This window comes from Emticicia soli (assembly GCF_037860775.1).
Taxonomy (GTDB): Bacteria; Bacteroidota; Bacteroidia; order Cytophagales; family Spirosomataceae; genus Emticicia; species Emticicia soli.
The window spans coordinates 107664-124546 of the sequence record NZ_JBBEWC010000015.1 but is presented as its reverse complement, the minus strand read 5'-3'; the positions used below and the strand labels follow the sequence as shown (position 1 = coordinate 124546).

5 protein-coding genes and 1 tRNA gene are annotated in these 16883 nt (G+C 39.7%); 1 reads left to right on the top strand and 5 read right to left on the bottom strand.

The window, feature by feature from the left end; genetic code table 11:
- Positions 1-141: 141 nt before the first annotated feature.
- The gene (locus tag WAE64_RS21605; protein ID WP_340239866.1) at positions 142-966 is read right to left on the bottom strand and encodes a class I SAM-dependent methyltransferase; all 825 of its coding nucleotides are present in this window, start codon (positions 964-966) and stop codon (positions 142-144) included.
- A gap of 175 nt (positions 967-1141) precedes the next feature.
- Between WAE64_RS21605 and WAE64_RS21600 the strand changes: the two genes are divergently transcribed.
- Complete coding sequence (locus tag WAE64_RS21600) at positions 1142-1975, top strand: universal stress protein (protein WP_340239865.1); 834 nt, start codon at positions 1142-1144, stop codon at positions 1973-1975.
- A 277-nt stretch (positions 1976-2252) separates the two neighbouring features.
- Here WAE64_RS21600 and WAE64_RS21595 read toward each other — a convergent pair.
- From WAE64_RS21595 to WAE64_RS21580, 4 genes are all read right to left on the bottom strand, one after another.
- A tRNA-Ile gene (locus WAE64_RS21595) sits at positions 2253-2329 on the bottom strand.
- 185 nt (positions 2330-2514) lie between these two features.
- Positions 2515-4992 carry an OmpA family protein gene (locus tag WAE64_RS21590; RefSeq protein WP_340239864.1) on the bottom strand — a complete coding sequence of 826 codons (2478 nt, stop codon included), beginning with the start codon at positions 4990-4992 and terminating at the stop codon, positions 2515-2517.
- Positions 4993-5112: 120 nt separating this feature from the next.
- A complete protein-coding gene (locus WAE64_RS21585; RefSeq protein WP_340239863.1) occupies positions 5113-6135 on the bottom strand; it encodes a PorP/SprF family type IX secretion system membrane protein in 1023 nt (340 codons plus the stop codon).
- A 340-nt stretch (positions 6136-6475) separates the two neighbouring features.
- Complete coding sequence (locus WAE64_RS21580) at positions 6476-16522, bottom strand: SdrD B-like domain-containing protein (RefSeq protein ID WP_340239862.1); 10047 nt, start codon at positions 16520-16522, stop codon at positions 6476-6478.
- Positions 16523-16883: the final 361 nt, after the last annotated feature.

Sequence of the window (16883 nt, the reverse complement as noted above, 5' to 3'; positions counted from 1 at the left end):
AAGGCTTTTAGTATTTTTCGATACGGATTGGATGAGCTTAATAGAGCTTTACTGTTTGATTTACAGGCAGTTAGCAATTATTCTAAACTTTTGACATATACTTAGTAGTTTGATACAAAGCATTTTTATGTTCTTCTTGGCTTATATCTTTCTTGTTGCAATCATCATATGAGGGCTCAGGGCCAACAATGCCTGGTCACTTTCGGTGATGCTTAATAAATCCATCAGGGCTTGCTTTTTCCTGGCATCGCCTCTGCTTTCGAAATATTTTTTATCAAGCCACACAACTCCTTCTACTGCATAGATATTTATAAATTCAAGTGTTGCTTCTCTAAACTCTTCAATCAGTTGAGAGGGGCGATGATAGTATGCTTCTGCCAACGAACCAGGCATATTTTTAGGTGGAGTATGAATACCCGATAGTAATTCTTGCTTGCACATATCTATAAATCCGGGCTCGTGCATAAAACCATTCAACAAACCTGCAATGGTTGAAGCCGCATAATTAATAGCAAAACCTACAATACTACCTCCTTTTTTTGTTACTCTTTTAGCCTCTTTTATGGCTGCCAAGCGTGCCTGTTTATCTTGTAAATGATACAAGGGGCCGTGTAAAATAACCACATCTACCGAGTCGTCGGCAAAATTTAGTTGACGCGCTTCACCCAGCATCGCCTTAAATGGTTTTTTGAGGCTATTAGCTCTTTTAGTAGCCTGTTTTATATGCTTAGGCACAGGGTCTATCAGGTGTACAGTATAGCCTAAACCGGCAAGCCATTCAGAATAAGCACCGGGGCCGCCACCTACATCGAGTATCACCCCTTTTGACGCAGGCAAATGGCGTTGTATTAAGTCTTTGTTGCGTTCAAACTCTAAAGGGCCAAGGCCAAGCTGAAGCCTTGCTTCTTCGGATGTTTGCGTATAAAAATTTTCAATTTCGGCGCTAATCAATTTATCTGAGCTCATTGGGCTAAAAAAACTATTCGATTATAAGATTGTTTATATATATAACTGCATACCACATAACTCTACAAAATTAAGAAATATCAATCAGGAAATTTTATAGAGATTTAATATTGAATGTGGGGGTGGCACATATTTTTTATCTAATTTTAGTGAAACTCAACTAATGCATAAATCCATGAAGAAAATTATTATAGCTACCGACTTCTCAGAGAGTTCTGAGGGCGCCTTAGCCTACGCCACATTTCTAGCAAAACTATTCGATGCCGAATTATTGCTTATTCATACTTATTTTCCGATGGTTCCACTAGATGCTAACCTGGCTTATGATACCATAGCACCTACAACTATTCAGGAAGAAATGATTAAATCTTTCGAAAAACAGTTGCATGAGGTAGAAGCTTCTATAAAAGCCAAACATATAAAGGTAAGCGCCGAAGTAATTGTTGGTAGTGTATCATCAGGCATTGCAACATTTGCCAAAGAAAAAAACGCCGACCTGATTATTGTTGGTAAAACGCCCGACCCTTCTTTTTTTGATAGACTTGCCGGTAGTACTGCCACAAACCTTATTGGTAATACAAGCGTACCTGTGTTGATTGTGCCCTCCAATAGCCACAAACCATCGTTTAAACACATAGTTTATGGCACAGAGCTGGAGTCGGAAGAAAAAAATGTACTGAAACAACTTTTTACATTTGCTAAAGATTTAAAGGCAAAGGTATCGTTAATTAAAATAGACGCAGATTTTGAGCCGGATATTCAGGATGATAACCAGATATTAGCCGACCTAAGCAAGAGTTTTGCAAAAGAAGATTTTACTTTTACAGCAGTAAAATCAAGTAATGTAAGCGAGGGTTTATTAGAAGCTGCACACACGCATAAAGCCGACCTGCTGGTAGTAGCCCGCCATCATCATAATTTTCTCTCAGAGTTAGTAAACCCAAGTAAATCGAAAGATATTATTAATAAGACAGATATTCCGGTGCTTGTGTATGACATTGAAGCATAATAGCGGGTCTATCTTACAACTATTTGTTTCTAGCGTTTTTGATTATAAAATAAATCGAAGCCACAAACACGATTATATATAAAATGGCTAATGCCGGTTTCTCAAATTCGAGCTTTTCAAAATCGAATTGTTTAAATAATGAAACTCCTAAAATTATGGCTACAATTATGAAAACAAAAGATGAACCTTTCTTATTCTCCATATATTTTGTTATTGATTGATCAATCGATTTTTAAAATAAAACAAAAAAGCTACACATGGTGTAGCTTTTTTGTTTTGGTGGGCCCACTTGGAATCGAACCAAGCACCTACTGATTATGAGTCAGTTGCTCTAACCGAATGAGCTATAGGCCCTAAAACCTTGTGGTTTCGTGGTGCAAAAGTAAGAATTAGGAAATTAATTTCAAAGAAAAATTATTAAACTCATAAATAAAGTTCCAGTAATAGGGTAGGAGAGCCCTAAAAGATTCAATAAAGCCTATAAATCAAAAAGCCATTCCTTGAAAGAAATGGCTTCTGAATACGCTATTATCTGGTTTTTAGTTCATCTGTAAAATCTTGATTTCGGTACGGCGGTTTAGTGCGTGTTGTTCTTCTGTACAAGTTACACCATCCGAACATCCGTTTACAAGCATTGTTTCGCCATAACCTTTAAATTCTACACGGCTGCGGCTAATACCTCTTTTGAATAAATAGTTTGCCGAAGATTTCGCACGGTTATCAGATAGTGTCTGATTGAAATCTGCATCAGAACGGCTATCAGTATGAGAACGAAGCTCTACCTTCATGTTTGGATACTGACGCATTAAGGCAACCAATTTATCTAGTCCGGCTCTTGCATCAGGGCGAAGATTATAGCGGCCATACTCAAAATAGATGTTATCTACCTGTACTATGTCACCCGTGCTGAACATAATAATATCGGCTGTTACGTCGCCATTTTTACAACTCAAACGACGGATACGTTTGCCTTTTGAACCAAGATTATCTTTGCTGCCTTCAACTGTATAATCACAACCTTCAACAACCTCAAATCTATAAGTACCTGTGGCATCGGTTGTGGCAGTTTGGGTGCTGTTATTACATTCGTTACGTAGCGTTACCAACACACCGGCTATTGGTTGGTTAGTACCTTGCATAGTTACTTTGCCCTTCAAGAAACACCTGTTACCAGGTAGAGCACTATTAGGGTCTTTATCGGTATAGCCACTTTGTACCGTAGGATTTTGCGCCAACGTAGTAGAGTCAATTACAGGTTTTGGTTTCGCCATTGGAATCTCCAGACGTGACGGTTCATTGTCACAATCTTTGGTTGAGAAGCTTACTGTATTGGCGTTGTAGCCCTCACGAGTAGCTCTGAACGTAAATTCCTGATCTTCTTCAAGCCCTTCGAGTTTTACACTCCCATCGGCATCAGTCATTTTTTCTATAAGAGAACCATCTTTGGCTTGATATACAATTTTGGCGTTATCAAGAGGCATTTTTGTTTCTGCATCGTACACGGCAATAATCAAATCACAACCCTCTTTAAGTTCGCACTCACGGTCAAATTTGTAAATATCATCATCGTCGCCACCACGTTTACGGTTCGAGCTAAAGTAACCCGATTTACGGAAACCATCGGTCAAGATACCGAAATCATCTTTGCTTGAATTGATAGGCGAGCCAAGGTTAATCACACGGCCTTTGGCAGTAGTACCATCTAATTGCGAGAAGAAAATATCTAATTCACCTAAGCCGGCGTGTCCGTCAGAAGAAAAATACAGATTGCCTTTTTCGTCAACAAAAGGAAACATTTCGTTACCTTTTGTATTGATGTTTTTGCCTAAGTTTACTGGAGCTGTCCAGCTACTACCATCATAACGAGATACGTAAAGGTCGGTACCTCCAAAACCTCCCGGCATATCAGAAGCAAAGAAAAGTAGTTTTTCATCTGGTGAAAGTGCTGGGTGTCCACTCGAATAATCATCGCTATTGAAAGGTAATTCTTTTATGTTTTTCCAGCCTTCTTTGTCGGCTTCACCAATATACAATTTCAGTTTGTTGATTCCATCAGAGCTTTTGCGCGCTTTACCATTCAGGAAGTTGTTACGGGTAAAAATCACTTTAGAGCCATCTTTAAAAAACGCAGAAGGGCCTTCATGGTATTTTGAGTTAATAGAGCCACTCATTCTGTCAGATTCTGTTGCTGGTTTATCTCCGTAACCTAAGCCTAGGCCCACATTAGTCCCTCCATAAGTTCCTATAGTGCGTGAGTCGTTAGCAGTAGGGGCGGTGTATTCGTCAGAACCTAATAAGCTACCCGCACTTTTTTTGCGAGGCGTTCTTTTATCGTCTGAACCACTACCTAGCCCGGCAGCTTGGCCACCTATTGCCGAAATATTATCTAAGAAGTATAAATCAAGAAATGGCGTATCGTTCCAGCCAAATACACGGCGAACGCCGGTTGTGCTTCGGCGGTTCGAAACAAATACTAAACCATTTTTAAAATATGAGGGGCTGAAATCAGACGAATTGGTATTGATAGAAAGATAATCTACTTTATAACAATTGGCATTTTTTGATAGTACGCTCACATCGTTGTAAAGTTTCGAGAAACCTTTTCCACGAGGGTCGTCTTCAACTTTGCGAGTGTATTTATCATACATCTCTTGTGCTTCTTTGTATTTACCGTTGCTGGCAAGTACCTGTGCATATTTCAAACTGGCAGCAACTTTGTCGTCCGATAAGTCGGTGGTACTTCCTTGAAATATTTCACGATAGATACGTTCAGCATTCTGAGTATCTTTTATTTTGGTGTAGCTTTCAGCCAGTTTTATTCTGGCATCTAGCTTTTGTGCTTCAGAAAGCCCTTTTTTGCTTAACGCCGACTCGAAAGCATCAATAGCTTTTATATAGCTAAGGCTTTCGTAATGATGCTGTGCAGCTTTAAGTAGTGCTTCCTGCGCCTGTACTCTACCTATTGAAAATAGAGCTGCCATCAATATGGCGCCGATGATATGTATCCTAACAGTCATTGTTGCTGAATTTAAATTCGCTCAGTTTCGTAAAAATGATTACATATAAGACCATGATGTTAGAAAAACAGCGACAAACACTTTTTTCTAGCACCTGTAAAAGTAAAAACTTAAGTAATTTTAGAAGTACCTTGGAGTTAAGATTTTATTCTTAGTATAGCCAAATTCATATCGAATCATGGCTTCATGTGTCGGAATCCCTATCAAGCGACTAACTCCTTTTTTACTTGGGTCGTTAAGTCTGTTAGAGGTAAAATCATAAGCATATCCTAATCTGAATTGAGGAGTTAGTTGAAGTTCTAACATACCAACAGCAGCATCAAAACCTTCTACCTGGCTGAAACTCTGGAATTGTGAAATTCTTCCTGAAACACCAAATGAGATTTTATCTTTTATCCAGAAGTTTATGTTGCCGTCAAAGCCAAGCGGAGAGCCTTGTGTGTAGCGCACCATGGTTGATGGCTTTATTTTGAAGTTCCCTTTGCCTAATACAAAACCCATCATCAGGAAGAAGTGGCGTTTTGTTCGGCTTGCTTGAGCAGCAGACGAATCTGACTTCGGAAAATTATAGTTCGTTAAAGGATTCTGAATAATTTGTGGGCAAGAGATACCAATATAGCTGCGGTCGTTACTCAAATAAACACCACCACCTACGTTAGGTAAAATTTTATTAACGTCGTTCATACCGCTATAAACGGGGTCAATGTCACCAACATTTTGCGCTTCAGATAATGCCCAGCGAATATTTACGGCACCACCTTGTACACCAAGCGATAATGTTGTGCGGGGGCCAACCTTTACACGATAAGCATACGTAAGATAAATACCTGTATTTTTTGCAAGGCCAATTCCATCATAAGAGGCCTGCAAACCGAAACCCATTTTCTCGTTGCTGATGGGCATATCCATCGAGAAAGTGTAAGTGGTAGGGGCTCCGGGAACTCCAATCCACTGATAACGCCCGAGTGCAGTAAGGCTTAATACGTCACGGCTTCCGGCATAAGCAGGATTAATAGCCATTGTATTAAACATGTACTGTGAAAACATCGCTTCCTGCTGCGCGTTGGAGTGAAAAGATACAGATAATAGCCCTACGAAAAAAAGCGTAGCTAACCTGCTTTTCAGGTTTGTAAAGTTTTTCATGTTTTACTCAATTAATAGTAATGACTTAGAAACAAAGCGGTCTAAGCCCAATTATACTCAATAGCAAAACAAAGTTACATTAAGAATTTTAATTATCCAATTATTTTCATTTATCGGTAATATAATTGACCTTTGGGGCTTTTTTGTTTAGAAAATGCTCTTTTGTTCAATCATTCCTAAATATTTTAACTGGCTTTTTTAAGGCAAAAACAACTGGAAATCTGGTGTTTAACCCTTAATTCACTTTGTTTTACTTTTTATTCTTCAAAACGCTCCCTTGTTTTTGTTAATTATGGGCGAGGTGTGTATGCTCACCCATAATCATGTTGTATTCATTTAATTATCTTGCAATTGTAATGAATCCTATTTGTGGCTTGCCTCCCCATTTACCCTCGGCTTGTATCACGTAGTAGTAAGTTCCATCAGGTACTGCTTTGCCATCGCTTAGTATCAATATACCGTTGTTGGCTTTTGCATCCCAGCCATCAGACTTACCAAAATCTTCATTTTTGTAAATCAAGGCACCCCAACGGTTATATATATATATGCTTGCTTTTATATTAGTAAGGTTAATATTTTCGATAAAGAATTTATCGCCTACACCATCGCCATTTGGTGAGAAACCACCCGGAATAATAGCAGTTGTAGTTGTATCAACTGGGTTGGTAGGGTTATCACCTAATAAAGTTATTAAAGTAGGCGCATTATTATTGCCTGGGTTTCCATCATTATCAGGGTCAGGGTCTGTACCCGTATGAGATATATCGGTTACTGTTGCTGACGAATCTCTGGCGCTACCATAAGCACTGTTGGCAAAAACAGCTGTCTGTTTCTTATCAGTTACAATTCTTAATTTCATTTCCAGTGTATCGGCTTTACCTGGTGCCAAAGAGCTGCTATCGGCAATCAACATAGTAGGGGTTATACGGCCGTTGAAATCTTCATTTAGTTTTAGTGTACTGCCGGCATTAAGAGTTATTGGTGCAGCTATGATAAAATTGCTACTATCGGCAAATACCTGTCCGAGGCTATCTCTTAACTGAATGTTCGTAAGAGTACGTGTTCCATAATTTTTGATTATAAATCTGTAGGTCAAATTATAAGAATCATCGGCATTCGGAATCGTATCAAGTATTGCCTCTTTTGCGATACCTAATACCGTAAGCGTATCAGCAATAAACGTATCTATCACAACCGGTGTTGAAATACTATTGTTTTTCGGATTTCCGTCACCATCTGGGTCAGGGTCCGTGCCATCAGTCGATAAGTCATCAACCGTTTTATCGGTTGGATATTTACCTATTGCCAGCGCCTGATTAGCGAAAGAGTTGATATCTTCTGCAAGCGTGACACGTGTAAAGAGTGTAATACTTCTGGTAGCATTTACAGGAAGTGTGCTTAGCGAATCAACCAAAAGGTTTATTAAACTACCACGTCCGGTATAGTTAGTGTTTACCGCAAAGCCTGCATCAGCTGTTACTCTTACAGAATCAATTCTTACGCTGTCACCAAAAGTTGCCGACAGATTATCCTGTACCTGAATATTGGTAAGGGCTGTTCTACCATAGTTTTTCACATTAAACTTAAACGTAACATCGTAGGTATTACCACTTACTTTTACAGGTTTACTAGCTTCTTTCGAAATACCAATAGATGCTTCCGGTAATACGCTGAAGTTGATATTGGTGCTTGAAGTATTGCTGATGAGCAATCCTGCCGGAGTTCTTCCCGAGACTACCACCGAATTGGTGAATCGTCCTCTATCAGGGCCTAATTTAATATTAACTGTCCACGTAACAGTATCAGATTTACCAGCGGCTAATGCGCTACTGCTTGCTAGCAAACAAGTGTTAGTTACGCCATCGTAGTTTGTGGTGGCTACCAATTGGCTTCCTGTATTGACTGTTGGTTGTTGAACAATTTTAGGTTCTAACAATGCCGGGAAGGTATTAGCTAATGTATCACAAAGCTGTACGTTCGATAACGCCAGGTTTCCACAGTTCTCGATAATCGACTGGAATATAATATTGTATGTTCCATCGGCCTGTTTAACTGTATCTTTTACAGATAGTACCACACCAATACATGGAATTTCAATAGAACCCATGCCATCACCTGGGTCGAGATTCAGAATCGTTGGGTTACTGCCCGGTGCATCTGGGTTGGTTCCGGCATTTGACAAGTCTCTGATATCCTGGTTAGTACCACTAGCTAGTGTGCCACGGGCATTAACTACTGCAGTATTAGCAAATACCTTTATAGTATCTGGCTGAAGATTCACTTTGAAATCAAGTGTATCTGTCTGGCCAACTGGAATCGTACTTGCCGGAAGTGTCAGACGAGTATCGGTTGTACCATTAAATGCACTGTTAACAAGCAATTGGCTACCAGCGTTTTTAATAGGTGCACCTAATACCGTAAAGGTTGCAGGCAATTTAAACACTTTTGAAAGTGTATCTGTTAATACAACATTTGTCAGAGGCAACGAACCATTGTTTTTAACAAATAGTCGGTAAGTTACATCATAAGAGCCGTTGGCTTTCTTGGTACTATCTGATACGATTTTGGCTAAACCAATGCTAGGGCTCTTGAATAGTCTTACTACGGTTGGCTCAGCACTTGGTTTGTCGATATAAATACCGTTGTTAGAAATATCAGATACCTCTTGCGCAATACCGAATGCAGTATTGCCAACAGCATCTACACGTGCATTGGTACTGAATGGCCCTTGACTACCGTTTGGTACAATATTGATAACAAACTTAACGGTATCAATTATGCCTTGCTCAAGTATACTACCTGTCGGGATTGTAAGGTTAAGATTTGTTGAACCGTTGAAATCAGGATTTGGAATGAGTTTGCTACCTACGCCAACAGTTGGTTTCTGAACAATAGTGAAAGTTACCGGCGACGGGAACATAGTTGCCAAGTTTTCGGTAATCTTCACGTTTTCAAGTTTTACGTTTCCGCAACTTTCAAGGAACGCACGGAACGCAACATTGTAGCTTCCATTGGCCTGACGCACGGTGTCTGCGGCTAATGCCATACCCACGCAGGTTTCCTGGCAGCTTAGACAACGTACATCCCAATAGCTGGAGTTATTGCTCAAGATAGGGTCTACCTGATCTAGCTTAGTGATTTTTGCAATATTTCTGATAATACCCGCCTTGGTTGTTTTGGCTGTATAAGTATAAGTTTTTACAGCACCACCAGGGAAAGTACCTATTACACTTACCAATGAATCGGTACCAAATGGAGTTAAGCCCGGAGTTGTTGATGTAATAGTAAGACCTCTAGGCAATACATTAGTAATATGCACATTGGTAGCAGTTTTCACAGTGTTGTTTGTAACCGTGATAGTGTAGGTCAACACATCACCTATTTGTGCCTCTGTACGTGAGCCTACAATTGTAATGCCTAATTCAGCTTTGGCTGTATCGGCCGGAGGCGTACCGCAGCTATCTATTCTCGCTATTATTGCTGCGCTTTTACTGTAGCAGCCAATTGCGCTTTTCTCGAACACATAATAAGTGCCTGCACCAACGGCAGTTGGCGTAGTAACTAACGACGACGCTACGGTAGCACCTGTGCGGAATTCAAATACACCGCCTGCGGTTCTTGGAGTGCTTGTAACAGCAGCAGAAAGATTTACTGTTTTGACAGGACACACATTTTTAGCTGTTGCCAAAACAGTTGGCGGAACGATAGTATCGTTAGCAATAACCGTGATAGCGTTTGAGCTTAGCGATGTACAACCTTGTGCATTTCTGTATCTTACCGAATACGTGCCAGAGCTTTTTACTACAATGCTTCTGGTTGTATCTCCTGTACTCCAGACTCTGGCATTTGCCTGAGCGATGGTTAATATAACCGAGTCTTTACCACAGATATTAGGTGATTTATTACTTGTTATAGTCGGAACGCCAGATATACCATTGAGTGTGAGTTTAACTGTATCAACTGCCGCTTTACATGGGCCATTACCATCAGGGTCGTTAGAGGTTAGCACAAAGTTTACAAAGCCTCTAGTTATATCCTGATTTGAATAGCTGTATTTTGCAGTAAGGCTAAGTGAGTTATCAAAAGTACCCGTGCCGTCTGTTGTCCATCTTGTGCTTTGAGCTGCACCGCTTTTCTTACCATTCAAGGTAAAGAAATCTGTTTTTACACATATAGTAGTATCTTTACCTGCATTTACCATAGCTGGGCTGGTAACACAAGAGATAGTATCGTTACAATTGATAATCTGAACATTTATTCGGCTGCCTTCACTGAAACAACCATTACCTGCTCTTTCGAACACATAATAGGTGCCCGTGCCAACCGCAGAAGGATTTGCTACTGTAGCTGAGTCAGGATTATTAACTCTACGGAATGTAAAGGTGCCACCAACTGACGAAATAACGCTTGTTACGCCCGTTGTTAAATCAACTTGTGTAAACGGACATGCATTTACAAGGTCTTTGGTGATTGGTTTGGCCAGCGCCGAACTGGTAACTTGTATCGTAACAGCATTTGATTTTACGCTTTCACATTTGCCCACATTACAAACCGCCGTGTAGGTGGTTGTAGTGCCAGGTGATACATTGATAAACGCACCGATTTGCCCGTCAGACCAATTTACTGTACCTATACAGCCGGTAGCTTCTAGTTGAGTGGTATTGCCACCACAAATCTGTGTTTTCTTGGCACTAATCGCTGGAGCCGCCGGAATGCCTACCGTAATTGTAGTTATGGCCGATGCTGCACTTTCGCAAGTACCTAGTTTACATCTTACTGTGTAACTAGTTGTTGTATCTGGGCTTACCACAATTGAAGATGTTGTTTGCCCACTCGACCACGTAAATGTGCCTGCGCAGCCAGCAGCACTCAATGTAATAGTATCGGTTTTGCATATTGTTGCGCTTGTAGCAGTAATAGTAGGCGCCGCAAGCTGCGAGGTAACTGTTACCTGTAATTTATTTGATTGGTCGCTTGTACATTCTCCTTGAAGTGCTTTACAAACGGCAGTATATTCTGTTGTTGTAACCGGGCTCACCGTAATTGAGCTTCCGGTAAGGCCATTCGACCATATTACTTGTCCGTTACAACCTGTAGAAGAAAGTATTGTAGAACTACCTGCACAGATAGTTGCCAGAGTTGTGCTAATTACAGGTTTAGTGAGTGTGCCTACTGTAATATTGATATTATTAGACTTTTCACTTTCACAATCGCCTAATTTACAGGCAGCAGCATAAACAATGTTGGTAGTAACATTTACTGTAATGCTTGTTCCGGTTTGTAGATTCGACCATATAACTGTACCTGTGCAGCCATTGGCTGTTAAAGTTACATTGCCGGCAGTACATAGGTTTGTATTAGAAGCAGAAATAACCGGAGCCGCAATTGATTGATTACCAACATTGATTGTTTTTGAAGCAGAGGTTTCGCAAGATGCTGTTTTACAGGTAACTGTATAGGTTAACGTAGCAGTCGGGTTAACCGTGATGCTGCTCATGGTTTGTCCGTTACTCCATAGTAATGTACCCGTACAACCTGCTACAGTAAGTACACTAGAGCCACCCACACAAATAGAATCTTTGCTTGCTGTTATAGTTGGTGCTGCACCTGCTGCTACTGTTACCGAAACAGGAGTAGATATAGCACTATTGCAACCATTTACGTTACAAGTAGCCGTATAAGATGTTGTAATGCTTGGACTAACCGTAATGGTGGCAGTTGTAGCACCAGTGCTCCAATTTACTGTTCCCTCACAGTTATTGGCTGTTAACACCACCGATTCACCTGCACAAATTTGTGTTTTTGCACTTGTTATTACAGGCGCAGCAGGCTGTGGTTTTACGCTTATTGATTTAGATGCTTTTGCACTACATTGTCCGTTTGTACAAGTAACTTCATAAACAGTAGTAGTTGTTGGCGAAACAGCTATAACCGAACTGCTTACACCTGTTGACCACAACAATGTTCCGGTACAGTTAGAGACAGTAAGGTTTACATTACCTCCTGCACATACCGTATCTCTATTAGCGGTGATAACCGGTGTTTGGATACTTGGTGTAACCGTGATTGTAACTGGGGTAGAGGTAAGACTACCACAAGCACTTGATGCGCAGGTAACTGAGTATGTACCCGTAGTTGTTGGTTTTATGCTGATTGATGTGCCCGTCATACCATTCGACCAAGTCAAACTTCCTGTACAAGCACTGGCAGTAAGTACTACTGTTTCACCATTACAAATAGCGTTTTTGCTGGCTGTAATTGTTGGAGCAGTACCGCTTGTTGTACCAACGGTAACAGTAATTGGTGTCGATGGGCTACTGGTACAAGTATTGGTTTTACAGATTGCTGTATAATTTGTAGTTGTAGTAGGGCTAACTGTAATGCTTGAAGCAGTAGTATTGTTTGACCAGATTACGCTTCCGCTACAAGAGCTTGCTGTAAGGGTTATACTACCACCTGCACAAATGGTGTTTCCTGATACGTTTGAAGTAATAAGCGGAGGTGTAATTACATTCAAGTTAATTACTACAGGATTTGCATCGCCACTTATACAGGTATCAGTTATTTTACATTTAGCTGTATAAGTGGTTGTAGCAGTTGGCGTAACAGTAATAGTATTACCGGTTGCACCTGTCGACCACACAACAGTACCCGTACAGCCTATTGAAGTTAAAGTAGCACTTTCGCCGCTACAGATATATGGTGTCGAGGTTGCAATTAAAGGTGTTGGTGGGTTACAAACACCAGTAGAAATAGTAACATCGGCAAAATCGGTATCATCTTCTCCATTACCTGTGCCATTGCCAGGGGTAGAGTCATTATCTTTCTGGTCTGATTTTGTAATCTGAGCCCAGTTTTTAATAGTGCCCGAGGTTGCTGTAACTCTTGCCACAATCTGGAAGGTAGAGGCAAAACCTACACCAATAGTCTTAAATTTAGCAGTTACAGTATTACCGCTGATGCTAATACTGTCTCCGCCGGTAGCATTTAAAACCTGAAGGCCATCAGGCACTATATCTCTTACTTCAACATTGGTTGCCTGGCTTGAACCATCATTAAGAACAGTTACATAAAAAGTAATTTGCTCTCCGGTAACTGCGGCACTTTTGTTAACAGTTTTGTCAAGGCTCAAGTCTGCAAAAACTTCATCTTGCACAGGCGATATAATCACCTTGCTGTTATCATCTTCTTGTGTAGTAGAAGCATTGCCCGGAGTTGAATCAATATCTTTCTGGTCGGCTTTTGTTACCTGAGCAAAGTTAATTTTTTCTCCCAGCGTGCGTGGTCTTGCCAGGTAATCGAGTGTAATGGTTTGCCCTGCTGCAATATTTGAGATTTTTGCAGTAAGAATATTATTATTTTTGGTGAACGATGAACTAGATATAAATTCCAGGTCTGTCGGCATTTGGTCTTCAATCTCAACATTCGTTGCCGCATGCGGCCCTGCGTTGGTAACTTTTATTGTATAAATTATAGTCTCCCAAAGTTTAGGATTTGTCTTACTTACAATTTTTGTAAGGCTCAGGTCAATAAGGGTATCACAGTTTTTATGATTAACTGTTACCATTCTTGGAGGGCTGAAACAACCTGCACCTGATTTCTCGAACAGATAATACACTCCTGCATTTACTGCCGATGGGTTAGCTACTAAAGGAGATTTTTCGCTGGCAGTAGTACGCCACTGAAAAATACCACCAGGAGTAGTAGCACCATTTATAACATAATCGTTTAGGTTAACAGTTTTATTTTCGCACTCATCTATAACACATGAGCAAGCTGGAAGCGACGGACGGGCATTTACAACAATTGTAACCGGCAGGCGCGGATTAGGGCAGCTTGGATGTAAGCCGTCTATTTCGGCATAATAAGTAGTTGTAGTGGTAGGGAATACCAAATAATTTGTATTACTATTGGTTGTAAATGATGGCGCTCCGTTAATTGCCGACAGATACCATCTGATAGAGGCGTTGTTGCTTGTAACACCCTTAATAAAGATTGAGTCACCTACGCAAATTTCGTTGTCGGTAGCTGAAACTATAAGTGTAGGACAAGTAAGATAAATAGCTGCATCTATTGATAAAATATCTTTTTTGCTTTGTACGGTTGGATCAATACTGATTTTTCCGGAGTAACCAGTTGCAGGATTAAAATCACTATCAATTTTATCGTTACTACCTTTGCTTACCATTGTAGACAAGATAGCACCTGTTGGAAGCGAAGTTTTATCTATTGCTACCACATAGTCGCCGAGTGTAAGGTTGCTAAACAAATAATAACCGTTTGCATCGGTTGTGTCGGTCTTTAATGCGTTTCCTGTTGGAGTACCGTCAGTATTAGCTGTATACAAACGTAGTATAATACCTTTTACACCTACTTCATCTATATCCTGAATTCCATCGTTATCAGAATCTCTCCATACAAAATCTCCAATCGAACCAAGTGGGTTAACAATTGCTACATCAATTGTTTGGTTATCTTTGTTCAACGGGTTCGCAGTGTCGTTCTCAGGGTCTAATGTAATTTTGCCACTCAGCCCTGTAATATTATTGAAGTCGTTATCTTTTCTGATGTCACCGCCAAGATTCTTTTTTGAACTTATAACCGAGCCTTCTGGCAAAGTGTTAATAAGTACCTTTACCACATAACTACCTTTAGTGATATTTGTAAATCTATAAATACCATCAACATTAGTAGTATCTTTTGCTAAAGCAGCCCCTACCGGATTTCCCGCATTATCAGCCGAATATAGTTCAACAACTACATTGTTTACACCTATTTCAATATCACCACGTATTCCGTCATTATTACCATCGTTCCAGGCAAGTCCACCTATGCTTCCCACAGGTGTATATAAAGCTGCATCTACTGTAAGGTTATCTTTTTTGTTGCCTGTAGAGTCTACATGAATGCTAATTTTTGAAGAAAATCCAGTAGAAGCATTGAAATCATTATCTTTTGTGTCATCAGAGCCTACATCTTTTTTCTTCGAAATTCTAAGCGTGTCAGATAAATTAGATGTTGGTATCTTTACTACATAATCTCCTGACAACAGATTATTAAAAAGATAACGTCCGTTGTTATCGGTTGTGTCTTTTTTAATAGGGTTTGCAGAAACCTGTCCGGAGCTATTCATTGTATATAATTCTAAAACAATGCCCTTAATGCCGGGTTCGTTAGAATCCTGCAGCCCGTTATCGTTTTTGTCTTTCCATACAAAATCACCAATGCTGCCATAAGGCCCTGATATAACCTGTATAGGACAACAGCCCTGCGGGCCGCAAGTACTGGTAGTGCCGTTTGTAAAAGTATAATTACCAATAGCTTTGATGATAAGCGAAGAATCTGAACTTATGGTAGCTTCAGGTGTGCTGCTTGTTATCAGAACACCATTTCGGAACCATTGGATAGCTGTACTTGACTTATACGCAGAAGGCACAAAAACAGTATATTGTTCGCCCGGATAAATCAGAAGCGGTACAGATAAACAAGCCGTTGTTATATCATCTTCATTTAAGTTATTATTACCCGGTGTTGAGTCAATGTCAGTATCTCCTGCAGCTATCGATTTTATTTCGGCAATATTAAAATAAGTACCTCTCTGATTAACTTTACCTGTCAACTCCAAACTCACTGAGTCGCCGGCTGCTAATGTTGCTATATTCCATGTACCTTCACCAGAATCGGCAGCATAAGTGAAGTTGGCGCCACCTGTATTAGCTGTAAGTGTAAGACCCCCAATCGGAAAGTTATTTTTTACAACAATAGTATTTGCAGTAGTTGAGCCTTCATTTTTAAGCCATAAAGTATATTTTACCGAAGCGCCAAGCGTAGGGTTTGAATTATTCACTACACTTCGTAGAGATAAGTCAACGGTAGCAAATTTATTGGCTGAAACGCCTGAAACCGAGAAAAGTAACAACAGAAGTACTGTTGCTACGCCACGAAAAAACGATGAGTTTAGTGGAGGGTCATCTTCTCTATAAGATTTTTCTTGAACAGGGTCAACATCAGTAAGGCAAGGTACCCATTGTCGGTTTTGCTCATTATATGTACTTGCTATCTGATAAGTTTTGGTGGAAGTTGTTGAATGCATAACTGTACTACTAGTACTTGGGGCTAATTTTGCCTTAACATGGAATAATTGATTGAATTCGCTTGCCTGCGAAATATAGACATACTTTTGGTCTAGGTTAATATCATTATCAACTGCTATATTATCTATTGATTTGGTGGCAGAAGTAGTATTAAAAAAAGAGTTTCGACCCAATTTTCTCAAATAAATACCAAAAACTCTGCTTAGTTTTTTTAGGAGCAGAAATACGGTAATAGATGTAGAAGTATTTTTTGCAAAATTCTCTCTCTTGTTTGTGGTAAATATGTGTCTCATTTGCAAATATTTTTAATATTTACTTACTAATTGGGTTAATTCTTATCAATAGCATAATATATGCCATCTTTAATATCTAAAACTGTGCCAATATTTTTTTGTACGGTATGGGGCATAAATCCGTTTTTTGCGGAATATATAATTATCCTATCTGGTTATGGCATAATTTTCTATGTGAAAATTAGTGAATTGCTAAAATTGTGCCAAATTTTTTTGAAGAATATTGAAGGCAATAATGCAGAATAGCGATGAATTTAACAAATCTATACAAAATACTATTAAAAGGTACTATTATTATTGCATATTGTTGTTAAAAATTATCGAGCGGATACAATTACGTTAAATAAAAATAAAGCTTGAA

Coding starts and splice junctions, on each gene's coding strand:
- WAE64_RS21585 (WP_340239863.1), bottom strand. CDS start 6,135: ATGAAAAACTTTACAAACCTGAAAAGCAGGTTAGCTACGCTTTTTTTC.
- WAE64_RS21600 (WP_340239865.1), top strand. CDS start 1,142: ATGAAGAAAATTATTATAGCTACCGACTTCTCAGAGAGTTCTGAGGGC.
- WAE64_RS21580 (WP_340239862.1), bottom strand. CDS start 16,522: ATGAGACACATATTTACCACAAACAAGAGAGAGAATTTTGCAAAAAAT.
- WAE64_RS21590 (WP_340239864.1), bottom strand. CDS start 4,992: ATGACTGTTAGGATACATATCATCGGCGCCATATTGATGGCAGCTCTA.
- WAE64_RS21605 (WP_340239866.1), bottom strand. CDS start 966: ATGAGCTCAGATAAATTGATTAGCGCCGAAATTGAAAATTTTTATACG.